The organism is Azospirillum humicireducens (genome assembly GCF_001639105.2).
Classification (GTDB): Bacteria; Pseudomonadota; Alphaproteobacteria; order Azospirillales; family Azospirillaceae; genus Azospirillum; species Azospirillum humicireducens.
Window position 1 is genome coordinate 199,277 of sequence record NZ_CP028903.1, and the last position, 24,350, is coordinate 223,626.

Sequence of the window (24,350 nt, forward strand, 5' to 3'; positions counted from 1 at the left end):
AAAACCGGAGGAAACGCCGCCATGTCCGAAGCCACGCCGCCTGTCCGCCACATCGCCCCCGTCGGGCTGTACGAGCGCAACAAGGACCGCCCCTTCCTGGGGTCGACCAGCTGTTCGCACCGCCGGCTGGTCGCCGGCGAATGGACCGAGTTGCAACTGGTCTACGAGGTCGGTGCGTCGGGCCTAGCCGACGGCGCCGGCATCAAGCTGGCGATGAAGTTCTATTCGGACTGGGCGCTGTTCCAGACCAGCGACCCGCAGGCCGCCAACTATGTCTCGGCGGAGTATGAGGCAGGGCCGCTGGTGCCGGGGCAGAGTCCGGCCACCATCCAGGCGCTGAAGGTGCGCTTCGACCAGAAGGGCCATGAGCGCCCCTATCAGAAGGCCATCGTCATCGACGTGATCGACGGCTATCTCAATCCCGGCGACCGCATCGTCATCCGGCTGGGCGACCGGCGGCGCGGCGGGCCGGGCACGCGGGTGCAGAGCTTCGTCGAGCAGGGCTTCCGCTTCCGCGTCTTCATCGATCCGCTGGGCAGCCAGAAATATGCCGAGGTGCCGGGCGACTGCGTGATCGACATTGTCCCCGGCGCTCCTGCCGCCCTGCGTCTGGTGGCACCGCGCCTGACCGCGCCCGGCCCGGCCAGCCTGCTGCTGCGCGCCGAGGATGTCTGGGGCAATTGCTGTACCGGCGGCGCCATCGATGCCGCCCTGACGCTGACGGGCCCGCAGGGTGAGACCACGCAAGCGCTGACGCTCGCGCCCAACCCGGACGCCTATGGCTGGCTGGTCCATCGCCGGGAAGCCGCGCTGTCGGAAGGCGACTGGCGCATCGCCGCCACCGCGGAAGGGCTGGTCGCAGCCGAGGCCTTCGTCACCGTCGAGAACGATGCACCACGCGCCTATTACGCCGACCTGCATGTGCATTCGAACGACACGGTCGGCACCAACGACACCGCCTACAACCTGTCCTACGGCCGCGACGTCGCCGGGCTGGACGTGCTGGGCTACACCGCCAACGACTTCAACGTCACCGAAAAGGCCTGGACCGAGGCGGTCGGGCTGATCGATCGCTTCAACGAGGTGGGCCGCTTCGTCTGCTATCCCGGCACCGAATGGTGCGGCAACTCGGCGGCGGGCGGCGACCACAATGTGGTGTTCCTGCGCGACGGCGTGCCGCAATTCCCCACCGACAGCCGCGGGCAGCCGGTCCGCTCCTTCGAGTGGAACGAGTCCACGCGCGGCAAGCTGCGCCCCGGCGCCTGGCCGCTCGACGACCTCTATGCCGCCTATCAGGACGATCCGGAAGGCCATCTGCTGATCCCGCATGTCGGCGGCCGGCGCTGCAATCTCGACTGGCACCATCCGGAGCTGGAACGGCTGATCGAGATCGGCTCGGCCTGGGGCCAGTTCCACTGGGTCTATGCCGAGGCGCTGGCCCGTGGCTACCGGCTCGGCGCCTCGGCCAGCAGCGACGAGCATCAGGGCCGCTGCGGCGGCGGCGCCCCGGCCACCGCGGTGTTCGGCGCGCGCGGCGGGCTGACCGGCGTGCTGGCCGACCGCCTCGACCGCGCCACCATCGGACGGGCGCTGCGCGCGCGCCGCACCTTCGCCACCACCGGCGAGCGCAGCTTCGCCAGCCTGCGGCTCGGCGACCGCTGGATGGGCGAGGTGGTGACGGCGTCGGCGACCGATACGCTCGACTATCGATTGCTCGGCGACCGCGGCTGGGAAAGCCTGCGGCTTTACGACGGCGAGACTTTGCTGTGGGAGCGCGACCTGCACCGCGAACTGGGGTTGTCGGAGCGGCGCATCCGCCTGCGCCTGGGCGGCGCCCGCATCAAGGACCGCTACCGCGGCGCCTATTGGAGCGGCGGCATCACCGTCACCGGCGCGGCGGTGCAACGGGTCGAGCCCTTCGGATTCGACCATCCCGAACAGGGTTGCTGGCGGCAGGACGCCACCACCGTGGCTCTGCGCACCGTCACCCATGGCGACACCGACGGGGTGGAGCTGACCCTGTCGCGATTGGCCGGCACGCGCATCCGGGTGCATCTGGACATCGGCACCTATGTGAAGGTCGGCAACCCGCTGACGCCGCCGCCCAACCCGCACGCGCCGGAAGCGGCGCTGGAGATCGACGGCGATGCGCTGCTGGAGGCAGGCTCCGTCACGCGGATTCTGGCCGGCACCGAGCTGGAGGTGACGGTCGAGCGCGTGACCGAGGCGCCGCTGCCGCGCGACCTCGCCGGCCGCATCCCGCTCGCCTGTCTAGGGCTGGAGCAAGGCCGCGAACATCCGCTGTTCCTCACCGGACGCCAGCGCGACCAGTCGCGGGTGTGGACCTCGGCGCTGTTCCTGTCGCTCTGAGGCCGACGCCCCTGTCGATCCGGTCACGCCGGATCGGCAGGGGCGGATCAGGAATAGAAGCCCGGTTCCGGCAATGCGCCGGTCAGGGCGTGGACACCCAGCTCCTTCAGCTTGTAGTCCAGCGGGTCATGCAGGGAGTGGGTGCGGATGTTGCGCCAGAAGCGGTCGAAGCCGTAACGCCCGGCGGCCCCGCGTGCCCCGGTGATGTCGAACAGCCGGCCGGCGGCGTCCAGACCGGCACGGGCGGCGGCGACCTTGAAGGTGGCGACGGCGAGCGAGGTCTCGCCCCGCTCCTGGCTCCCGAGCGACCGCCCGCGCTCCCACGCCCGTTGCAGCCGGTCGAGCGCCAGTCCGCCCAGCGCATCGGCGGCGGCGACGGCCAGCTGCACTTCGCCAAAATGATGCAGCAGATAGGGATCCTCGGCGGCGCTGGCCACGCCCGATGCCCGCCACGGCCGCCCTTCCGTCAGGGTGAAGCCGCGCGCCGCCGCCAGCGCCCCTTCGGCGATGCCGAGATAGAGGCTGGCCAGGATCGACTGGGCGATGCAGGGGCGCAGACTGGAGGCGACGTCGCCGAACGGTCCCGGCGGTCCCAAAATGTCGGCCGCCGACACCGCCACGTCGGTGAAGGTGACGGTGCCGCTGTCGGTCTGGCGCTGGCCGATGGCGTCCCAATCGTCCAGCACGGCGATGCCGGACCGGTCGGTCGGCAGAACCATCACCCGCAACACCCCGTCCGGACCGTCCGCCGACACCAGCAGCAGGTCGGAATCGCTGGCACCGGAACAGAAGCTCTTGGTGCCGTTCAGGATCCAGCTTTGCGGCTCCTCCCCGTCCTCCGCCAGTTCTCCAGCCGCCGCCAAATGGGTGCGGCGATCGAGCGGGTTCAGTGCATTGCCCCAGAACAGGCCGCGCCGGGCGGTGGCGGTCAGCAGCCCGGCCCGCTGGGTCGGGTTGCCATAAAGCAGGATCGAAGCGACCATCAGGTGATGGAAGGCGAAGATATGGGCCAGCGAGGAGTCCACTTGCGCCAGGTCCCGCACCGCCCCCAGGATCGCCGGCCAGCCCTCCCCCTGGCCGCCGTAGGCCGCCGGAATCGCCAGGGTCAGCAGTCCGGAGCGGCGGATGGCGTCGCGTTCCGCCTTGGCGGTGCCGCCGGCCCGGTCGCGGGCGACGGCGGTCTCGGCCAACAGGCTTTTCAGGTCAGCCAGCGCCCCGCGCAGGGCGGGGCTGGACAGCGGAACGATGCTCATGACGCGCTCCTGGCCGGTTGAAGGTCGCCGAAGGGACTGACGAAGGCGACGTCGGGTGCCGCCTGGGCGGCCGGCGGCGGGGCCGTGACCGGCAGCAGCGGGAACAGCAGGTCGGCGACGCGGTGCGCCTCCTCCAGATGCGGGTAGCCGGACAGGATGAAGCTGTCGATGCCGAGATCGCGGTATTCCAGCAGCCGGTCCGCCACCTGCCGCGGGTTGCCGACCAGCGCGGTCCCGGCGCCGCCGCGCACCAGCCCGACGCCGGCCCACAAATTCGGCGCCACCACCAGATCCGCGCGGGAGGCAAGCTCGGTCATCCGGCGCTGGCCTTCGGATTCGAAGCGGCGGAAGGCACCGTGCGCGGCCTCGATGGCGCCGCGGTCGATCTTGCTGATGAGTTTCTCGGCGGCGGCCCAGGCTTCCGCCTCGGTCTCGCGCACGATGATGTTGACGCGCAGGCCATAGGACAGGGTGCGGCCATGCGCCGCCGCCCGCGCCCGCACGTCCGCGATCTTGGCGGCCACCGCGTCGGGCGGCTCGGCCCAGGTCAGGTAAGTGTCGAAATGCTCCGCTACCGCGGCATGGCCGGCGGGCGACGAGCCGCCGAAGAACAGCGGCGGATGGGGCCGCTGCACCGGCCGCAGCGGCACGGTGGCGCCCTTCACCGTCACGTGGCTGCCGGCGAAATCGACGGTTTCGCCAGCCAGCACCCGCTTCCACACCGTGAAGAACTCGGCCGCCTGGGCATAGCGGGCGTCATGGTCGAGGAAGACGCCGTCGCCCGCCAGCTCCGCCGCGTCGCCGCCGGCCACCACATTCAGGTAGAAGCGCCCGCCCGACAGCCGGTCCAGCCCGGCGGCGAGCCGCGCCGCGAAGGTCGGCGTCATCGAGGACGGGCGGGTCGCGACCAGGAAGCGCAGCCGTTCCGTCGCCGCGATCAGCGCGGCCGACACGATGTAGGGCTCCTCGCAGGCCTTGCCGCAGGGGACCAGCACGCCATGATAGCCGCGACGGTCGGCGGCCTGGGCGATCTCCGTCAGATAGGCCAGCGTGGCGGCGCGGCTGTCGATCTGGCTGCCCAGATAGGGGCCGTCGCCATGCACCGGCAGGAACCAGAAGATGTCCATGGGTCGGTCCTCCGCTCAGAGGTCGAGCGCCAGCAGGCGCCGGGCATTGTCGAACAGCAGCCCGTCGAGCACCGCCCCGTCGAAGCCGAGCTTCAGGAAATCCTCCACCGTCTGCTTCATCGGGCGGAACGGATAGGAGCTGCCGAACAGCAGCTGGTCGCGCAGGAAGCCGTTGGCGGCCTCGACATAAAGGCGGCTGCCGGGCAGGAAGAGGTACATGTCCGGCACGATGTGGACGTTGGGATGGCGGAAGGCGATCCCGACGATCTCCGCCACATGCGGCCAGAAGCCGTGATGGATGACGATGTTCAGGTTGGGGAACGCGCGGGCGATGCGGCCGACCGGAGCCGGATCGTTGAAGCGCGGGTCCGGCGTGGTCGGGCCGGTCATCAGGAAGACCGGCACCTTCAACTGATCGCAGGCGTCATAGACCGGCAGCAGCGACGGATCGTCGAAGGCGATCGCCGGATCGAGGAAGCCCGGCTCCAGATTGATGCCCTTCAGCCCCAGCGCGGTGACGGCTCGGCCCACCTCCGCCACCGCGGCGGCGGTGCCCTGGCGCTGCGGATCGACGGAGCCGACGCCGATCAGTTCCGGCCGGCCGGCGACCAGCTCCTGCACCCGGTCGTTGGAGGTGCTGACGCCGGGGGTGTCGCGCCCGATGATGGCGGCGGCGGTGATGCCGGCCTCGCGCACATCGGCGAGATAGCCGTCCAGCGTGTGGGAGCGGGTGAAATGGCTGTCGTCGCCACGGGTGCCGACGCGCCGGTTCAGCCATCTGGCCGTCTCGAAGCCGGGGGTGCCGGGGGTCGCCCCGTAGAAGTCATGCAGGAAGGCGGGGCGGCTGCGCAGGTCGATGATCTTGCGGGACACGGTTGCGGTCTCCGGTTGCAGGGTCTGCCGACTAAGCGCAACAACGGTGCCAAACCGGTTTTTCCTTTGTTTCCAGACGCTTGACGAAGCTCCTCCCCGGCGGTCGCGCTGCAATTGCAACAGCCGCCGCCGGGGAATTGCTGCAAGGGCAGCGCCGATTTCACATATCGTGCGCTACGCCCAGTTCCCCGACCACACCGCCTCGCGCACCGATATGCTGGATTTCAGCAGACCGGAGGCGTGAAAGCTGTCGGCCACCGCCTGCTGGCGCCGCACCGCCCGGTCGTCCAGCGGCTTGGCGCCGTAGGTCAGCCGGCTGAAGGCCAGTTCCAGCGCCGGGGCGTCGATGCCGAGGTCGCGCGTCATGCTGCGCGCCGCCTCCGCCGCGTGGAGGGCGGCGTATTCGCCGGCCTTGCCCACCTCGTCCAGCAGGATGGCGACGGCTTCCGGATTGCGGTCGGCGAAGCTCTGGTTGGCGAGGTAGAACTGGTGGTTCGGCACCAGCCCGCTGCCGTCGGTCAGCACCCGCGTGTCGTCGCGGATCTGGGCGGAGGACAACAGCGGATCCCAGATCGCCCACGCATCCACCATCTCGTCGAGCAGCGCCTCCAGCGCCGCCGCCGGCTGCATGTGGACGATGCGCACGTCGTCCAAGGTCAGCCCATAGGCCTGCAAGGCCCGCAGCAGGAAATAATGGACGTTCGACCCGGTGTGCAGCGCCACCGTCCGCCCGCGCAGGTCGGCGGTGCTGCGGAAGGGGCTGTCATGGCGGATCAGCAGCGCCTCGGCATTGGGGGCCGGCGGGTCGTAGCCGACATAGACCAGCGGCACGCCGGCCGCCTGGGCGAAGACCGGCGGCGCCTCCCCGGTCGCCACGAATTCCACCTGCATGCTGCCGAGCGCGTCCATCATCTGCGGGCCGGATACGAACTCGGTCCAGGTGACGCGATAGCCATGGGCGGCCAGCCGCTGCTCCACGGCGCCGCGCATCTTCAGGATGCCGGAGGTGCCGAACTTCTGATAGCCAATCGGCAGATCCACAAGGTTCGCCGGCCGGAGGGCCGGATGGGGGGAGGACGGTTTGGAAAGCCGCTCCTCGCCCGGTTCCGGTGCGCCGGGGCGGCGGCGCGGCGCGATGGCGCCGAGATGGGCCAGCTGGGTTCGGAAGGCGTTGCGGGTCATACCCAGGCTTTCCGCCGCCCGCATCTGGTTGCCATCGGCCAGGTCGAAGGCGCTGCGCACCGCGGTGCGGACCAGCCTCTCATACAGCTCCGGTTCGCCGTCGGCGACGGCGCGGGCGACCAGCGCCTTCACCGCGCCCTCGACATCGCAGGGCAGCGGCTCCGCCACATTGGACACCCGACCATGCCCCTCGCAGCGCAGCCGGACATCGTCCACACCGATTTCCGGGCCGGGCGCCAGCAGCACCGCGTTGTGCAGCACATTCTCCAGCTGGCGGATGTTGCCCGGCCAGGGGCACTGGGCCAGCCGGCGCAGCGCCTCCCCGCTCAGCGACAGCTCCGGCCGGCCGAGCCGCTCCTTGTGGAGGTCGAGGAAATGCAGGGCCAGCGGCGGGATGTCGCCCGGCCGCTCGCGCAACGGCGCCAGCCGGACCGAGGCAACGTTGAGGCGGAAATACAGATCCTCGCGGAAGCGCTTGGCCTCCACCGCCGCCTCCAGATCGACGTTGGTGGCGGCGATGACGCGGACGTCGATGGGAATGGGCTTGCGCGAGCCGACACGCACCACCTCGCGCTCCTGCAGCACGCGCAGCAGCTTGACCTGAAGGGCGGGCGGCAGGTCGCCGATCTCGTCCAGCAGAAGCGTGCCGCCATGGGCGGCCTCGAACCAGCCGGCCTGGGTCTTCAGCGCGCCGGTGAAGGCTCCCTTTTCGAAGCCGAACAGTTCGGCCTCGGCCAGCGTGTCGCTGAAGGCGCCGCAATTGACGGCGACGAACGGGCCGTCGGCCCGGCGGCTGCAGCTGTGGATATAGCGTGAGACCAGTTCCTTGCCGGTGCCGGTTTCGCCTATGATCAGCACGGTGGCGTCGCTGGGCGCCAGCCGGTCGAGATCGGCCTGGAGCCGTTGCGACTGCGGATCCTCGAACACCATCGCGGTGGCGCGGATCTTCGGCTTGCGGGCGCGGCTGGCCGGGTCGAAGGCGACGATGCGGCGCTGTTCGTAACCGGCGGCGTCGATGCCCGGTCCGCAACTCCCGTCCTGGCCCACGACGACGGAGGGCAAGGCGGCGGCGTCGAACCGGCAGGAGGACAGGCCGGGCCCCGGACGGGGAACGGCGTCGAAGGCTGTCGCGGCGGGCCAGCGGTCACTGGGCGGGATCCTGGTCATGGCGGCACCTGCTTCCTGGGGCGGGCATCGTCGGGTCACCCCGATCATTCCCCAGTGTATCAATATGGAAATAGATTCAATATTACAAACTATTCATGCTATTTGTGCTGTCTGATTGATGCGTTTCACATGCTTCCTGTTGCATGTGCAGCAGCGGTGGCGTGACGGCTGCTGCCTTTGAAACGGGGCCTCGTTGCCCGCGACAGACCTTTATCATTATTTTCAGTGGCTTGTCGGCTTGGCACACAGCTTGCCCCTATGGCTCCGGACATTCCCGCACTGGAGCTTGTGTAAAATGGGCAAGATCAAGGTCGTCACCGTCTCCGGCAATCTCGGCGCCCGGTCCCGCACCCGCGCCCTGATCGATGCCGTGGTCGAGGGGGTGGAGGCACAGGTTTCCATCCATCGCACCGACATCGTGATCGGCGAACTGGCGCCGGAGCTGGGATCGCTGACCGACCCGAAGGCAATCCCGCCGCGCGTGGCCGAGGCGCTGGCCGCCATCGCCGGGGCCGATCTGCTGGTCGTCGGCACGCCCGTCTACAAGGGCTCCTACACCGGGCTGTTCAAGCATCTGATCGACTTCATCGACCCGAACGCGCTGGGCGGCGTGCCGGTGGTGCTGACCGCGACCGGCGGCAGCCCGCGCCACGCCCTGGTGATCGAACACCAGCTGCGCCCGCTGTTCGGCTTCTTCCTGGCCCACACGGTGCCGACCGGCGTCTTCGCCCAGGACGGCGATTTCACCGACTACCGCCTGACCAGCCCGGACATCGCCGCCCGCGCCGCCCGCGCCGCCGACGAGGCGGTGCGCATCGCCGCGCTGGGCCGGCTGGCGGCTCCCGCCGCTTCCCTGGCCGCCGCCTGATCCTCCATTCTTCCGCTCCCGGAGACTTCGCCATGACCGCCACCACGACTGCCAATTCCGACGCCGTGAAGTTCGCCTATTGGGTTCCGAACGTGTCCGGCGGCCTCGTCATCAGCAAGATCGAGCAACGCACAAGCTGGGACATCGACTACAACCGCAAGCTGGCGCAGATCGCCGAGCAGGCCGGCTTCGAGTATGCGCTGAGCCAGATCCGCTTCACCGCCGGCTACGGTGCCGACAACCAGCATGAATCGGTGTCCTTCACCCATGCCCTGCTGGCGGCGACCGAGAAGCTGAACGTCATCGCCGCGGTGCTGCCCGGCCCCTGGCACCCGGCCCTGCTGGCCAAGCAGGTCGCCACCATCAGCCATCTGACCAAGGGCCGCATCGCCGTCAACATCGTCAGCGGCTGGTTCCGCGGCGAGTTCCAGGCCATCGGCGAGCCGTGGCTGGACCATGACGAGCGCTACCGCCGGTCGGAGGAGTTCATCCGCGTCATCCGCGGGGTCTGGTCGGAGGACAATTTCTCTTTCAACGGCGCCTATTACCGCTTCGAGAACTACACGCTGAAGCCGAAGCCGCTGGCCCCGCTGCCGGAGGTGTTCCAGGGCGGCAGTTCCCGCGCTGCCCGCGACATGGCCGCCCGCGTGTCCGACTGGTATTTCACCAACGGCAACACGCCGGACGGCATCAGGGCGCAGATCGACGACATCCGCGCCAAGGAGGCCGGCACCGGCCACCGCGCCAAGATCGGCGTCAACGCCTTCGCCATCGTCCGCGAGACCGAGGAGGAGGCCCGCGCCGTCCTCAACGAGATCCTGGAGAAGGCCGATCCCGACGCGGTGAAGGGCTTCCACCATGAGGTCCAGAATGCCGGCAACGCCTCGCCGGAGCGCGAGGGCAACTGGGCCAAATCCACCTTCGAGGATCTCGTCCAGTACAATGACGGCTTCAAGACCAACCTGATCGGCACGCCGCGTCAGGTGGCGGAGCGCATCGTCCACCTGAAATCCATCGGCGTCGATCTGGTCCTGCTCGGCTTCCTGCATTTCCAGGAGGAGGTCGAGTATTTCGGCAAACACGTCATCCCGCTGGTCCGCGAACTGGAAGCGGCCAAGGAACGGGAAGCGGTCGCCGCCTGAGCAAGTCCCGCAGGGGAGGCCCACCTCCCTCGCCCCATGACCCGAGGTCTTCAGCGGAGCGCGCCCATGCCGGCCGTCCTTTCCGAACCCGTTGTCTCGCCCGCGAACGGAAACGTTCCGTCCGCCCTGGCGGTCGAGGCGGTGTCGCTGTCCTTCGGCGGCGTCACCGCGCTGAGCGACATCTCCTTCGCCGTCGCGCCGGGAGAAATCCGGGCGGTCATCGGTCCGAACGGCGCCGGCAAAAGCTCGCTGCTCAACGTCGTCAGCGGGCTGTACCAGCCCGACCGCGGCCGGGTCTGGCTCGGCGGGCACAGCTTCGCTGCCGTGCCGACCGACCGGCTGGCGAAGCTCGGCGTGTCCCGCACCTTCCAGAATCTGGCGCTGTTCAAGGGGCTGTCGGTGCTGGACAACGTTGCCGCCGGTCTGTCGCACCGGCTGCGCGCCGGGGTGCTGGCCCAGGTCATCGGCCTGCCGGCCGCCCGGCGGGAACGGGCGGAGGCCCATGCCAGGGCGGAGGAGCTGCTGGCCTTCCTGCATCTGGACGGTGTCCGCGACCGTCCGGCCGGCACCCTGCCCTACGGCATACAGAAACGGGTCGAGCTTGCCCGCGCCCTGGTGGCGCGGCCCCGCCTGCTCCTGCTGGACGAGCCGATGGCCGGCATGACCCTGACCGAGAAGCGGGATCTCAGCGGCCACATCCGCGCCGCCCGCGACGATCTCGGCACCACCATCGTGCTGATCGAACATGATGTCGGCGTGGTGATGGATCTGTCCGACCGCATCGCCGTGCTGGATTACGGCCGGCTGATCGCCGACGGCACACCGGACGACATCCGCAACGATCCGGTGGTGATCGACGCCTATCTCGGCGTCGCCCACGACCTCGAAGCCGGAGAGGGCATCTGAGCCATGGAGTGGCAATTCTTCACCGAGGTGCTGGTCGGCGGCCTGCTGTCGGGGGTGATGTACTCCCTGGTCGCCATCGGCTTCGTCCTGATCTACAAGACCTCCGGCGTGCTGAACTTCGCCCAGGGGGCGCTGCTGCTGTTCGCAGCACTGACCTTCGTCAGCCTGGCGGAGCGCGGCCTGCCCGTCTGGGCGGCGATCCTGCTGACGCTGGCGGCGATGACGATCATCGGCGCGCTGATCGAGCGCACCGTGCTGCGCCCGCTGGTCAACCAGCCGCCGATCACCCTGTTCATGGCGACGCTCGGCGTCTCCTACGTCATCGAGGGTGCCGCGCAATTGCTGTGGGGCACCCAGGTGCACGGTCTGGATCTGGGCATCGACGACCTGCCGCTGGAAATCGGCGGCGTGCTGATCAGCAGCTTCGACCTGTTCGCCGCGGCGGTGGCCGGGGCGATGGTGGCGGCGCTGACCCTGTTCTTCCGCTACACCCGCATCGGCCTCGGCTTCCGCGCCGTCGCCGATGACCAGCTCGCCGCGCTGGCGGTGGGGCTGAGCCTGGACCGCATCTGGACCGCGGTGTGGACCGCCGCCGGGGTGGTGGCGCTGGTCGCCGGCCTGCTGTGGGGGGCGCGGCTGGGCGTGCAGTTCTCCCTGTCGCTGGTGGTGCTGAAGGCGCTGCCGGTGCTGGTGCTGGGCGGCTTCGACTCCATCGCCGGGGCCATCGTCGGCGGCCTGATCGTCGGCGCGGTGGAGAAGCTGGCGGAGGTCTATCTCGGGCCGTTCGTCGGCGGCGGCATCGAAGGGTGGATCGCCTATGTCGCCGCCCTCGGCTTCCTGCTGATCCGCCCGTCCGGCCTGTTCGGCGCCAAGCTGGTGGAAAGGGTCTGAGCCATGACCGATCTCGCGCTTGAGAAGGCCGGAACCGCCACGGTGCGCCGCCTCTCCCCCGCCCCGTTCGGCATCGGTGTCCTGCTGATCGTCGCCTACGGCGTCCTGCCCCTGGTCGCCAGCGAATATCTGTTCGACGCCATCCTGACGCCCTTCCTGGCGCTGGCGCTGGCCGGGCTGGGGCTGAACATCCTGACCGGCTATGCCGGGCAGGTGTCGCTGGGATCGTCGGCCTTCATGGCGGTGGGGGCCTATGCCGCCTACAATCTGGCGCTGCGCCTGCCGGGGCTGCCCTTCCTGCTGGACATCCTGCTGGCCGGGCTGGTCGCCGCCGCGGTCGGGCTGCTGTTCGGCCTGCCCAGCCTGCGGCTGCGCGGCTTCTACCTCGCCGTCTCGACGCTGGCCGCCCAGTTCTTCGTGCAGTGGGTGTTCAACAAGGTCGGCTGGTTTTCCAACAACAGCCCGTCGGGCATCGTCACCGTGCCGCCGCTGTCGGTCGCCGGCATGCCGCTCGACAGCTCCGCCGGCCGCTACCTGTTCGCGCTCGGCGTGGTGACGGCGGTGACGCTGGCGGTGTGGCGGCTGGTGGAAAGCCCGACCGGCCGCGCCCTGGTCGCCCTGCGCGACCATGAGACGGCGGCGCGGGTCATCGGCATCCCGGTGCTGCGGGTCAAGCTGCTGGCCTTCGCCGTCTCCTCCTTCATCATCGGGGTGGCCGGCGTGCTGTGGGCCTTCGCCTACCTGCGCACGGTGGAGCCGGCGGGCTTCAACCTCGACCGCTCCTTCCAGATTCTGTTCATCGTGATCATCGGCGGGCTGGCCTCGCTGCGCGGAGCCTTCCTGGGGGCGGCGCTGATCGTCGTCTTCCCGCTGCTGCTGGCCCGGCTGGGCGAGGCGCTGCTGGGCGGGCTGTTCGACAGCGGCGTGCTGGAGATGAGCCAGCGCATCGTCCTCGGCCTGCTGATCGTCACCTTCCTGATCGCCGAACCGGCGGGCCTGACCGCCCTGCTCGATCGACTGTGGAACCGGATCGCCGGACGCTTCCGCCGCACCGGCTGACGACTCCTCCTTTTTCAAAAACCGCCCTTTCCAACGGAGACACACCAGATGTCGCGTCCGAACACCCGTCCCTTGTTCCGAAAGACGCTGTCCCTGAAGGCCGCCCTGCTGGGCGCGCTGCTCGGCACCGCCGCCCTGCTGCCCGCCGCCGCCCAGGCCGACGAGCAGTATTTCCCGCTGCAAAGCTACCGCGTCGGTCCCTATGCGGCCGGCGGCACCGGCTTCTTCGGCGGCTTCATCGACTATCTGACCCTGGTCAACAACCGGGACGGCGGCGTCAACGGCGTCAAGCTGACCTGGGACGAGTGCGAGACCCAGTATGAGGTCGAGCGCGGCGTCGAATGCTACAAGCGGCAGAAGAACCGGCCCGGCGTCGCTGCTTGGAACCCGCTGTCGGTCGGCATCGCCTATGCCATGATCGACGATGTCGGCCGCGACAAGGTTCCGTTGATCACCGTCAACCACGGCCGCACCGACAGCACCGACGGCCGCGTCTTCAAATATGTCTTCCCGCTGCTGCTGAACCCCTACAGCGAAAGCTCGGGCATCGTGAACTACATCGGCACGCGGGAAGGCGGGCTGGAGAAGCTGAAGGGCAAGAAGATCGTGGTGCTCTACCACGGCTCGCCCTACGGCAAGGAGACCATTCCGATCTACCAGCTGCTGGCCGAGAAATACGGCTTCTCGGTCGAGCAGGTCGAGGTGCCGCATCCGGGCAACGAACAGCAGTCGCAATGGCTGTCGATCCGCCGGACCAAGCCCGACTATGTGGTCCTGCGCGGCTGGGGCGTGATGAATCCGGTGGCGCTGAAGACCGCGCAGAAGGTCGGCTTCCCGGCCGACCGCATCATCGGCAACGTCTGGTCCAATTCCGAGGAGGACGTGATCCCGGCCGGCGACGCCGCCAAGGGCTACACCGCCATCACCACCCAGGCGTCGGGTGCGGACTATCCGGTGCTGCAGGAGATCGCGAAGACGGTCTATGGCGCCGGCAAGGGCAATCTGGACGACAAGAAGCGGATCGGCAGCGTCTATCACAATCTCGGCATCGTGAACGGCATCCTGAACGTCGAGGCGGTGCGCATCGCCCAGGACAAGTTCGGCAAGCGGACCCTGACCGGCGACGAGGTGCGCTGGGGCTTCGAGCATCTGCGGCTCGATCCCGCACGGGTCGAGGCGCTGGGCGCCAAGGGCCTGTTCCATTCCATCAACGTCAGCGTCGCCAACCATGAAGGCGAAGGGCGCGTGACCTTCCAGCAGTGGGACGGCGCCAAGTGGAAGGTGGTGTCCGACTGGATCGCCCCGGACTGGGCGCTGCTGCGCCCGATAATCGAGAAGTCGTCGCTGGCCTACGCCGCCGAGCACGGCATCCAGGTCCGCGACCCCGCCGCCGAAGACGCGAGCAACTGACCGCAGCCCGGAGGAGTCCCGCCGCCATGACGATTCACGAGGTGCTGCTGTCGCTGGACGGGGTCGAGGCGACCTACAACCACGCCATCCGTGCGCTGTCCGGCGTCAGCCTGACCGTGCGGACAGGGGAGATCGTCGCCCTGCTCGGCGCCAACGGTGCCGGCAAGACCACGGCCCTGAAGGCGCTGTCCGGCCTGCTGCCGGCGGAGCGCGGCCAGATCGCCGCCGGCAGCATCGTCTATGACGGTGAGGACGCCACCCGCCGCAGCCCGGCCGAACTGGTGCGCGCGGGGCTGGTGCAGGTGCTGGAAGGGCGGCACTGCTTCCGCTCCCTGACCGTCGAGGACAATCTGATTGTCGGCGGTCAGGTGCGAGGTCTGGACCGCGCCGCCCTGCGCTCCGAGCTGGAGCGCATCTATGCCCTGTTCCCCCGGCTGCGCGAGAGGCGCAGAACCCCCGCCGGCCTGACATCGGGCGGGGAGCAACAGATGACGGCCATCGGCCGGGCGCTGATGGCGCGGCCCCGGCTGCTGGTGCTGGACGAGCCGTCGATGGGCCTCGCCCCGCTGGTGGTCGAAGGCATCTTCGCCGCGCTGAAGCGCCTGAACCGCGAGGAGGGGCTGTCGATCCTGGTGGCCGAACAGAATTCCACCGTCGCCCTGCGCCATGCCGACCGCGCCAGCGTGCTGGAGACCGGCCGCACCGTGCTGGACGGCTCCGCCGCCGACCTGCGCGAACGCGACGACATCAAGGCCTTCTATCTGGGCTTCGGTGTCGGCAGTTCCACCGCCGCCGCAACCACCCCTACCGCTGCCTGAGCGGACCAACCCGAAACCGATAAAGGATACGAGACGATGAGCACTGCCGTTCTCGACACAGCCCCCAAAACCGCCGATCCCGCGCCACAGGGCGTCCCCGGCCTGCCCCGCCCGACCAAGCCCGCCCACGTCATCAAGGACGACGCCGAAGCCATCGCGGTGGCGGAGGCGCTGGCCCGCGAGGTCGTCGGCACCGCATCGAAGCGTGACCGCGAGCGCATCCTGCCGGTGGCGGAACTGGACGCCTTCTCGCAGAGCGGCCTGTGGTCGATCAACGTGCCGAAGGCCTTCGGCGGGCCGGAGGTCTCCTATGCGACGCTGGCCAGGGTGGTGCAGATCGTCGCGGCGGCCGACCCCTCGCTGTCGCAGATCTCGCAGAACCATCTGGGCGTGGTCGCCGCCATCCGCACCGTGTCGGACGAGGCGCAGCAGCGCCTGCTGTTCGGCGAGGTGCTGACGGGCATCCGCTTCGGCAACGCCTTTTCCGAGTTCGGCACCAAGCGCGCCGCCGACTTCGCCACCAGCTTCACCGACGAAGGCGACCATGTGCTGGTGACCGGCCGCAAATTCTACTCGACCGGCGCCCTGCTCGCCCATCTGGTTCCCATCGTCGCGGTGGACGACCAGGGCCGCGCCTGGTACGCCATCGCCGACCGCAACGCCCCCGGCCTGACGGTGATCGACGACTGGTCGGGCTTCGGCCAGCGCACCACCGCCAGCGGCACGGTGATCCTCGACAGGGTCAAGGTGCCGAAGACGCATCTGGTGCCCGGCTACAAGGGCTACGAGACGCCGACCGCCGACGGCGCCATCTTCCAGATCATCCAGGTCGCGGTCGACAACGGCATCGCCGAGGCGGCGATCCGCGACACGCTGGAGTTCGTGCGCAACCGCAGCCGCCCCTGGGTGGACAGCGGGCAGGACCGGGCGTCGGACGATCCCTATACCATCCAGGCGGTCGGCCGCCTGACGCTGCGGCTGCACGCCGCCGAAGCATTGCAGGAGAAGGCTGGCCTCGCGGTGGATGCCGCCGTCGCCGCCCCCGGTGCTGAAACCGTCGCCAAGGCCCAACTGGCGGTGGCGGAGGCGAAGATCCTCAGCACCGAAATCGCGCTTGAGGCGAGCAGCACCCTGTTCGAACTGGCCGGAACCCGTTCCGTCCTGGCCGAGCATAACTTCGACCGGCATTGGCGCAACGCCCGCACCCACACGCTGCATGACCCGGTGCGCTGGAAATACGCCATCCTCGGCAACCACGCCCTGAACGGCGTCAACCCGCCGCTCCATGCCTGGAGTTGACGGGGCGGGATCGGTGCGGCGGCCGGCCATGGGCATCACCCCGTTGGTCAGGCCGCCACCGGACCCTGGAAGAGGCTGCGGGCGTCGCCAACGGATCAGATGGTCAAAACCTCGATCCTTCCGATCTCGCCGCCCGCCAATTCGTGGGTTTCGCGTAGGGTCTGGGCAAGCCTCCAACACCAGCGCCGAACCATGTGTGGACGGCTCCTCTGGCGCAAGAGGGAAATCCGCACTGACTGGCCGGGAAAGGATGCATCCATGTGTCCCGCCCTTTGTCGCAGCCGCTGGCTGCTGGCCTTGATGAAGTCCGCGGATCGACGCCCAAATCACCTCATCGCGCTCGGCGGCGGTGCAGTCGGCAACCTGACCGCCGGTCAACAGGAAGGCGAGCGGCCGACCGCGCGGATCGCTCAGGGCCTGGATTTTGGTGGTTCGTCCGCCATGGGACCGTCTGATGGCCTGGGCGCGCTCCCCCCTGATCTTGCCCCGGTTCGGCTGAACACGCTCCGAATGTCCCGGAGCCCCAGCGAGGCACGGCTCACCATGATGTAGATTGAAGTGAGGTTGACGACAGGACGTTCGCCGCCGCCCCTCCCCTCACCTCTTTGCAGCAAAGTTTTCCTCTCATGTCGATCTATCGATTGCGAATGATTCGCATACGTGGTTAGGAATGACGCTCACGGATTGGGAACGGGTGTTGCCGAGGTCATGGCTGAACGAGACCGGACGTCCCTGCTGGGTCTGTTGCTCGACCATTACGAGGAGATGACGGGCCATCTGGCTCGGCGCCTGGGGTCGCTCTGCCTGGCCGAGGATGTCGTGCAGGACACCTATCTGCGCCTGCGCAGCCTCTCCGCGCTGCCGGACATCGACAATCCGCGTTCCTACCTGTACCGCATGGCCGACAATATCGCATTGGACCGCATGCGCGCGGAATCCCGTCGGGGACGGCGCTTCGCCCCGGCCGAACTGGGACTCGACCAGCCGCTGGACGAGCCGGACGCCGAAACGACCCTGGAGCACAAGCAACGGCTGGAGCGGCTGAGCTCGGCGCTTGCCGAACTGCCGCCGCGCTGCCGGGAAGTGTTTCTGCTTCACAAATTCGATGGCTTGAGCCATGCCGACATTGCCGCCCGCCTCGGCATCTCGCGCAGCATGGTGGAGAAGCATGTCATGAAGGCCTTGGCCCATTGCCGCGACCGGCTGGCGCTCTGATGGACCGGAACCGAGAGCAGCCTGCCTTACCGGAGGATCCGCGCGACGCGGCGCTGGCCTGGTTCGTTCGTCTGGAGTCCGGGGACGCCGGCCCGGCGGATCGGCGGGCCCTCGCCCATTGGCTGGCGCAGGATCCGGCACACCGCCGTGAATATGACCGGCTGGCCGGGGTGTGGGGCGATCTGGACCAGGTGCCCGATCCGCGCAACAACCGCCGGACCGTGACGACGCGGCGTCGTTTGCTGGCGTTCGGAGTGGCGGGCGGGACGGCGGCCTGCGCCGCGGCGATGGGCGGCGCGGTCGTGCTGACCGGCTGGCCGGGCGAGGTGAAGACCGGCATCGGCGAACGGCGGACGATGGCGCTCGCCGACGGCTCGGTCATTACCCTGGATGCTGCCAGCACGCTGTCCATCGATTTCACAGCCGAGGAACGGCGGGTCCGCCTGACCGCGGGACGGGCGCATTTCGTTGCCGCCCCCAACCCGGATCGCCCCTTCGTCGTGTCGTGTGCCAACGGGCACGTCTCCACCGTCGACGCCAGCTTCGTGGTGCATCGCTGTCCGGACTCCATCGTGGTGGCGGTGGAGGCCGGAACGGCCAGCCTGACCGCCGGCACCGCGACTCCCCTGTCCATCGCCGCCGGGCAGAGCCGGTCCTACGGCCCCGATGGCCCCAGCCCGCTGCTGAACCAGGGCGTGGGGGTGGAAAGCGCATGGCGGCAGGGCCGTCTGGTCTTTCAGGGACAGCCGCTCGACGCGGTGATCGCCGACCTTAACCGCTACCATCCCGACCGCATCATGCTGTGGGACCGGCCGCTCGCCGGCCTGCGCTTCGACGGCAGCGTGGACATCAGCCGGCCGGATGCCGCCTTGAACGCCATTCTCCGCATGCTCCCCCTGCGCACGCTGCGTCCATTTCCCGGCTTGGTGATCATTCGTTCCGCCTAAGCAGGTTTCTCCAGATCGGGCCACNACTCTATGGTTTGCAGGTTCGTCGAATTTTTTGTCAATGGAGGTGAGGATCCCCCGATCGGCCATCGTCGTGACTTGCATCGAAGAGAATGCAACTCATTCGCAAAATGACGGGGTATGTGGTGATGATCGATGCTGGGGGGCGCCGGATGCGGGGGCAGTCGGCGCGGGCAATCGGGGTGCGTGGAAAATTCTTGCGGGGTGGGTGGACACCCGCACTGCTGGGCATGCTGCTGGCATCGACCGCGCTGCACGGTGCCCTGGCTGCCTCTGTGCAGACCGGGGCTGCAACGGTGCAGGTGGCCCAGCAGGGGCGGACCGTCGCCTTCTCCATTGCCCCGGGACCGTTGCCGGGCGCGCTCGCTGCCTACGGGCAGGCCACCGGCTTCCAGCTTCTCTACCCCTCGGAGATCGCGCAGGGCGTCTCCTCGCCGGGTGTGACGGGCACCTTGGCGCCGAAGGACGCGCTGGCCCGCCTGCTGGCCGGCACCGGCCTGATCGCGCGCTTCGTCGATCAGGAAACGGTGACGCTGGAGAAGCTGCCGGCCCAGACCGACGGGGCTGCGGTCCTTGATCCGGTGACTGTTCAAGGGGTGCAGTCCCGTGATCCCGGCCGCAGCGAGGATACCGGCTCCTACGCCGGTGGCGTCAGCAGCAGCGCCACCAAGCTCGACCTGACCCCGCGCGAGACGCCGCAGTCGGTCAGCGTGATGACCCGCCAGCGCATGGACGACCAGGGACTGAACGAGATCCGCGACGTGCTCGAGCAGACGGTCGGCGTCACCCGGATGCAGCGCGGCGCGATGGGCAGCGACGGAAACGAGGTCTTCTCGCGCGGCTTCGTGGTCTCGAACTATCAGGTGAACGGAATCCCGCGATCGACCGTCTATGGCTTCGACGATTCCCTCTCCGACATGGCGGTGTTCGACCGGGTCGAGGTGGTGCGCGGCGCGTCCGGCCTGCTGAACGGCGTCGGCGAGCCGTCGGCCTCGGTCAATCTGGTCCGCAAGCGCCCGACTTCGGCCGTCCAGGGCTATGCCGAAGCACAGGCCGGATCCTGGAGCCGCTATCGCGGCGAAGCCGACCTGTCGGGTCCGCTGACCGAGAATGGGCGCCTGCGCGGACGCATCGTCGGCGCCTATCAGGACAACGACAGCTTCATCGACCGCCTGGAAGAGCGCAAGAGGGTCCTGTATGGCGTTCTGGAAGCCGACGTCACCGAGGACACCACCTGGACGGTCGGCGTCGAATATCAGAAGCACCGTTCCAACCACGCCTCCAATGCCGGCTTCCCTCTGTTCTATGCCGACGGGACGAAGACCGACTTGCCCCGTTCCTACAACAGTGGTGCGAATTGGGCGTACCACATGCACAACAACCTGACGGTCTTCAGCGAGCTGAAGCACCGCTTCGGGGACGGCTGGACGGCGACGCTGAACCTCGAGCACAACAAGCGCGACTATGACAGCCTGCTCGGCTTCGGCACCGGCGGCAGCCTGAACCGCGACGGCACCGGCATGAACGTGTGGGCCGGCCGCTGGCTGTCGAGCCTGCAGCAGACCACGGTCAGCGCCGACGTGAACGGCGGCTTCGACCTGTTCGGGAGGCGGCACGACCTGATGGCCGGCGTCAGCGGCTATTACGCCAAGCGCGACGGGGCCGACCATCCGCTCTGGTTCATCGACGGCTACGATCCCTCGATCTCCAACTACTTCACCTGGAACGGCAACATCGCCCAGCCGACACTCAACCCGACCGGCTGGTCGCAGACCGACGAGCGGCAGATGGCCGCCTATGCCGCCACCCGCCTGCGCCCGACCGATGCCCTGTCGATCATCCTCGGCAGCCGCATCAGCCGGTGGGAGCAGATCGAGGAGAGCCATCCGAACGGGGCGGCGGGAACCTACAGCAAGCGGTCGGAGAACGGCGTTCTGACGCCCTACGCGGGTGCCGTGCTCGACCTGACCGACATCTGGTCGGTCTATGCCAGCTACACCAGCATCTTCAAGCCTCAGGACTACAAGGACGCCAGCGGCCGGTCCCTCGACCCATTGGACGGCGATGCCTACGAGGCCGGCGTTAAGGCGGGGTTCTTCGGCGGCGCCCTGAATGCCAGCGCCGCCGTGTTCCTGATCAAGCAGAACAATCTGGGCGAGGTCGATCCCGGCCGCTTCACCCCGTCCGGCGCGCAGGCCTACCGCGCGGTCAAAGGCGCCGAAAGCCGGGGATTCGAGATGGAGGTCGCCGGCGAGGTGATGGCCGGCTGGCAGGTCGGCGGCGGATACAGCCATTCCTCCGTCAAGAACGCCGACGGGCAGCGGATCATGACCTATGTGCCGCGCGACAGCTTCAAGCTGTTCAGCACCTATCGCCTGCCGGGCGCATGGAACCGCCTGACGGTGGGCGGCAATTTCAAATGGGAAGGCGATGTCTACACCGGGACCGGCACCGAGAGGTACGACCGCGAAGGCTACGCGGTGGTCGATCTGATGGCGCGCTATGAGATCACCGACAAGGTTTCGGCAACCCTGAACGTCAATAACCTGCTCGACAAGAAGTACATGAGCAGCATCGATGTCTCCGGCTACTACGGCGAGCCGCGCAACGTCCTGCTGTCCCTGCGGGCGACATGGTGACGACGGGGCGGCGGGCGGCGAGGTCGTCCGGCACCGGGCGGCGGCGGCGCGGCCTCGCGGCGGCGGCGCTGGTGCTCGGCGGGCTGGCCTCCGCCGCCCTGCTGCGCCCGGCCGATCCCGCCGCCTCGGCGGAGGTGGCGGTGGTCGGCCGTGGCACGGTCGAGGACACGGTGACGGCGCTCGGCAAGATCCAGCCGCGCGCCTATGTCGATGTCGGCGCCCAGGTGTCCGGCCAGTTGACGCGGCTGCATGTGACGGTCGGGCAGATGGTCCGCGCGGGCGATCTGCTCGCCGAAATCGACCCTGCCCTGCAGCAGGCCAAGGTCGAGGCAGGGCGCGCCGAGCGCGCCCGCCTGACCGCCCTTCTTGCCGAACAGCGGGCGCGGGCGGCTTTCGCCGAGGCCCAGCTTGCCCGCCAGGCATCGCTGCGGAACAGCGGGTCGGGCCGCGGCGAGGCCTACGATCAGGCAAGCATGGAGGCGCGCATCGCCGCCGCCCAGGTGGAGGCCACGCAGGCCCAGATCCGCCAGACGGACTCGACCCTCCAGGCCGACGAGGCGCAGCTCGGCTACACCCGCATCTATGCGCCGATGAGCGGCACGCTGATCGCCGTGGACGCGCGCCAGGGGCAGACGATCAATTCGACCTACGAGGCGCCGGTCCTGATGCGGATCGCCGACCTGTCGGCCATGACGGTGTGGACCCAGGTGTCGGAGGCCGACGTGACGCGCCTGACCGACGGCATGCCGCTCTACTTCACCACGCTCGGCCATCCGGGACGGCGCTGGACCGCGCGTCTGCAACAGATTCTGCCCGCCCCGCTCAAGCCGGCCACGTCGGGGACCGGCGGCAGTTCCTCTCCTGCCGGGAGCGGCGCGGCCGCCAACAGCGTCGTGCTCTACACCGCGCTGTTCGAAGTCTCCAACCATGAGGGGGATTTGCGCCCGGACATGACCGCCCAGGTCTTCTTCGTGGCCGCCGCGGCGAGGGACGCCGTCACCGTGCCGGTCGCCGCCCTGAACCCCGCCGACACGGCGGCGGAGCGGCACCGCGTGACGCTGATCGGCGACCGCGGTGCCATCGAGACGCGCGAGGTCCGTGTCGGCGTGCGCGACCGCTTCAACGCCCAGATCCTGGACGGGCTGGCCGAAGGCGAACGGATCGTGGTGGGATGGAAGACCGACGACGGCCGCCCGCCCAAAATCGGGTTCCGGCTGTGAGCAGGCCGCTTCTCGTCCTGGAGGACATCCGCAAGACCTATGGCGGTGACGGCGGGGTGGCGGTCGAGGTGCTGCGCGGAGTCTCCCTCAGCATCGAGGCGGGGGAGTTCGTCGCCATCGTCGGCAGTTCCGGGTCCGGCAAATCGACCCTGATGAACATCATCGGCGGACTGGACCGGCCGACCTCCGGACGCTACCGCATCGGCGGACAGGACGTGACGGCGCTGGAGGGCGACGACCGGGCGGCGCTGCGGCGTGACGGGTTCGGCTTCGTCTTCCAGCAGTACCACCTGATTCCCGGCACTACGGCGCAGGAGAATGTCGAGTTGCCCGGCCGCTACGCCGGCCGGTCCGCCGCGGAGCGCGAGAGCCGCGCCGCGGAGTTGCTCGGCCGCCTGGGGCTGGCGGAGCGGCTCCATCACCGCCCCAACCAGCTTTCGGGCGGCCAGCAACAGCGCGTTTCCATCGCAAGGGCGTTGATGAACGACGCCCCGGTGATCCTCGCCGATGAGCCGACCGGCGCGCTCGACAGCGCGAGCGGAGCGGAGGTCATGACTCTGCTGCGCGAGCTGTCAGACGCCGGTCGTACGGTGATCCTCATCACCCACGACCACAAGATCGCCGAGGCTGCCGGCCGGGTGGTCGAGATGCGCGACGGCCGGATCGTCGCCGACAGCGGCCATTCAATCCAGCCGCCGGCTCACGCCCCCCCTGCCCCCCCGACACGCGGGGCCGGCGGCGCCTCGCTGTGGATGGATGCGGCGGAGGCGCTGTCGGCCGCCCTGCGCTCCCTGGCGGCCAACGGCTTCCGGACGGCGCTGACCCTGCTCGGCATCGTCATCGGCGTGGCTTCGGTCATCGCCCTGCTCGCCATCGGCGAGGGAGCCAAGCAGGCGGTGATGGCGCGGGTCGGCGCGCTGGGAGTCAACCTCGTCTTCGTTCTGGCGGGCAGCGGCGATCCCCGCCTGCCGGCTACGCCGCTGACCGAGGCGGACGGCGAGGCGATCCTGCAATTGCCCAACGTCGAGAGCGTGATGCCCTTCCTCGCCATGCCGGTGATGGTCCGCCACGGCAACATCGACCTCCGGACGGAAGGGCTGGCGACCTCGGCGTCGCTGCCGCTGACCCACCGCTGGCCGGTCGCCCAGGGAACCTTCTTCACCGGCGCCGACGAACGGGCGGGAGCGGCGGTGGCGGTTCTTGGCCACAGCGTCGCCGAACGGCTGTTCCCGCGCGGGGAGACACCCCTGGGCAAGCATGTGCTGGTGAACAACATTCCCTTCCTGGTGACCGGCGTGATGGCGCAGAAGGGCGACCTGACCGGGAACCAGAGCACCGATGACTGGGTGTTCGTGCCGCTGTCCACCGGCGTTCAGCGCCTGATCGGCAAGCCGGATCTCGAGATGATCCTGGTTTCGGTGCATGACGTGGGGCGGATCGGCCAAACCCGCGAGGCCATCCACGCGCTGCTCTCCAAGCGTCACGGCCAGGAGGATTTCCAGATCCACGATGTGACCGCGCGCATCCAAGCCGCGGAGGAGACCCAGGACACCATGACGCTGCTGCTCGGCTGCGCCGCGGTCATCACGCTGCTGGTCGGCGGCATCGGGGTCATGAACATCATGCTGGTGAGCGTGACCGAGCGGACGCGCGAGATCGGCATCCGCATGGCCGTCGGCGCCCGTGCCGCCGACATCGAACGGCAGTTCCTGATGGAAGCGGCACTGGTGGCCGGACTGGGCGGGTTGGCCGGGGTGGCGCTGGGTTTGGCCGGCGGTGCCGTCGTCGGGGTTCTGGCGATGCCGGTTGTCTTCACCGCAACCGCAATCGCCGGTGCTGTGACATCCGCCGTGGTGACCGGCATCGTCTTCGGCCTGATCCCCGCCCGCCGGGCCGCGCGTCTCGATCCGGTGACGGCGCTGGCAAGCGACTGAGGAGAAAGG

General features: G+C 69.0%; 18 protein-coding genes and 1 pseudogene. 14 read left to right on the top strand and 5 right to left on the bottom strand.

Going from position 1 to position 24,350, the window contains the following annotated elements; genetic code table 11:
• Positions 1 to 21: 21 nt before the first annotated feature.
• Complete coding sequence (locus A6A40_RS18740; RefSeq protein ID WP_108547430.1) at positions 22 to 2,370, top strand: PHP domain-containing protein; 2,349 nt, start codon at positions 22 to 24, stop codon at positions 2,368 to 2,370.
• A gap of 47 nt (positions 2,371 to 2,417) precedes the next feature.
• Here A6A40_RS18740 and A6A40_RS18745 read toward each other — a convergent pair whose 3' ends face one another.
• From A6A40_RS18745 to A6A40_RS18760, 4 genes are all read right to left on the bottom strand, one after another.
• The gene (locus A6A40_RS18745; protein ID WP_174718534.1) at positions 2,418 to 3,623 is read right to left on the bottom strand and encodes an acyl-CoA dehydrogenase family protein; all 1,206 of its coding nucleotides are present in this window, start codon (positions 3,621 to 3,623) and stop codon (positions 2,418 to 2,420) included.
• Entirely contained in the window at positions 3,620 to 4,750 is a 1,131-nt protein-coding gene (ssuD, locus tag A6A40_RS18750; protein ID WP_108547431.1) for an FMNH2-dependent alkanesulfonate monooxygenase, read from the bottom strand. Before ssuD ends, A6A40_RS18745 begins: the two co-directional genes overlap by 4 nt.
• A 15-nt stretch (positions 4,751 to 4,765) precedes the next feature.
• Positions 4,766 to 5,623: an amidohydrolase family protein gene (locus tag A6A40_RS18755; protein WP_108547432.1), complete on the bottom strand. Its 858-nt coding sequence runs from the start codon at positions 5,621 to 5,623 to the stop codon at positions 4,766 to 4,768.
• Between the two features lie 174 nt (positions 5,624 to 5,797).
• Complete coding sequence (locus A6A40_RS18760; RefSeq protein WP_236783887.1) at positions 5,798 to 7,972, bottom strand: aliphatic sulfonate ABC transporter substrate-binding protein; 2,175 nt, start codon at positions 7,970 to 7,972, stop codon at positions 5,798 to 5,800.
• Between the two features lie 295 nt (positions 7,973 to 8,267).
• On the opposite strand from A6A40_RS18760, the gene msuE reads away from it, so the two are divergent.
• From msuE to A6A40_RS18800, 8 genes are all read left to right on the top strand, one after another.
• Positions 8,268 to 8,840 carry an FMN reductase gene (msuE, locus tag A6A40_RS18765; RefSeq protein ID WP_108547434.1) on the top strand — a complete coding sequence of 191 codons (573 nt, stop codon included), beginning with the start codon at positions 8,268 to 8,270 and terminating at the stop codon, positions 8,838 to 8,840.
• 32 nt (positions 8,841 to 8,872) lie between these two features.
• Positions 8,873 to 9,982, top strand: a complete 1,110-nt coding sequence (gene sfnG, locus A6A40_RS18770; protein WP_108547435.1) for a dimethylsulfone monooxygenase SfnG — start codon at positions 8,873 to 8,875, stop codon at positions 9,980 to 9,982.
• Between the two features lie 66 nt (positions 9,983 to 10,048).
• Positions 10,049 to 10,888, top strand: a complete 840-nt coding sequence (locus tag A6A40_RS18775) for an ABC transporter ATP-binding protein (protein WP_108547436.1) — start codon at positions 10,049 to 10,051, stop codon at positions 10,886 to 10,888.
• 3 nt (positions 10,889 to 10,891) lie between these two features.
• A complete protein-coding gene (locus A6A40_RS18780; RefSeq protein ID WP_108547437.1) occupies positions 10,892 to 11,779 on the top strand; it encodes a branched-chain amino acid ABC transporter permease in 888 nt (295 codons plus the stop codon).
• A 3-nt stretch (positions 11,780 to 11,782) separates the two neighbouring features.
• Positions 11,783 to 12,838 carry a branched-chain amino acid ABC transporter permease gene (locus A6A40_RS18785; RefSeq protein ID WP_108547438.1) on the top strand — a complete coding sequence of 352 codons (1,056 nt, stop codon included), beginning with the start codon at positions 11,783 to 11,785 and terminating at the stop codon, positions 12,836 to 12,838.
• A 48-nt stretch (positions 12,839 to 12,886) separates the two neighbouring features.
• Positions 12,887 to 14,248, top strand: a complete 1,362-nt coding sequence (locus A6A40_RS18790; protein ID WP_108547439.1) for an ABC transporter substrate-binding protein — start codon at positions 12,887 to 12,889, stop codon at positions 14,246 to 14,248.
• A gap of 26 nt (positions 14,249 to 14,274) precedes the next feature.
• Entirely contained in the window at positions 14,275 to 15,066 is a 792-nt protein-coding gene (locus A6A40_RS18795; protein ID WP_108547440.1) for an ABC transporter ATP-binding protein, read from the top strand.
• 36 nt (positions 15,067 to 15,102) lie between these two features.
• The gene (locus A6A40_RS18800; RefSeq protein ID WP_108547441.1) at positions 15,103 to 16,365 is read left to right on the top strand and encodes an SfnB family sulfur acquisition oxidoreductase; all 1,263 of its coding nucleotides are present in this window, start codon (positions 15,103 to 15,105) and stop codon (positions 16,363 to 16,365) included.
• A 345-nt stretch (positions 16,366 to 16,710) separates the two neighbouring features.
• On the opposite strand, the pseudogene A6A40_RS18805 reads toward A6A40_RS18800, so the two are convergent.
• Positions 16,711 to 16,839 (bottom strand): annotated as a pseudogene (locus tag A6A40_RS18805) (IS5/IS1182 family transposase); the annotation flags it as partial.
• Between the two features lie 234 nt (positions 16,840 to 17,073).
• Here A6A40_RS18805 and A6A40_RS18810 point away from each other — a divergent pair.
• From A6A40_RS18810 to A6A40_RS18835, 5 genes are all read left to right on the top strand, one after another.
• Positions 17,074 to 17,580, top strand: coding sequence for a sigma-70 family RNA polymerase sigma factor (locus A6A40_RS18810; protein ID WP_108547442.1), 507 nt, complete (start codon positions 17,074 to 17,076; stop codon positions 17,578 to 17,580).
• Positions 17,580 to 18,527 carry a FecR family protein gene (locus tag A6A40_RS18815; protein ID WP_108547443.1) on the top strand — a complete coding sequence of 316 codons (948 nt, stop codon included), beginning with the start codon at positions 17,580 to 17,582 and terminating at the stop codon, positions 18,525 to 18,527. Before A6A40_RS18810 ends, A6A40_RS18815 begins: the two co-directional genes overlap by 1 nt.
• Before the next feature lie 251 nt (positions 18,528 to 18,778).
• On the top strand, positions 18,779 to 21,187 hold the full coding sequence (locus A6A40_RS18825; protein WP_108547445.1) for a TonB-dependent siderophore receptor: 2,409 nt from the start codon (positions 18,779 to 18,781) through the stop codon (positions 21,185 to 21,187).
• Positions 21,181 to 22,407 carry an efflux RND transporter periplasmic adaptor subunit gene (locus A6A40_RS18830; protein ID WP_108547446.1) on the top strand — a complete coding sequence of 409 codons (1,227 nt, stop codon included), beginning with the start codon at positions 21,181 to 21,183 and terminating at the stop codon, positions 22,405 to 22,407. Before A6A40_RS18825 ends, A6A40_RS18830 begins: the two co-directional genes overlap by 7 nt.
• Complete coding sequence (locus A6A40_RS18835) at positions 22,359 to 24,341, top strand: MacB family efflux pump subunit (protein ID WP_108547447.1); 1,983 nt, start codon at positions 22,359 to 22,361, stop codon at positions 24,339 to 24,341. The genes A6A40_RS18830 and A6A40_RS18835 overlap by 49 nt, the downstream gene beginning before the upstream one ends.
• Positions 24,342 to 24,350 lie beyond the last annotated feature (9 nt).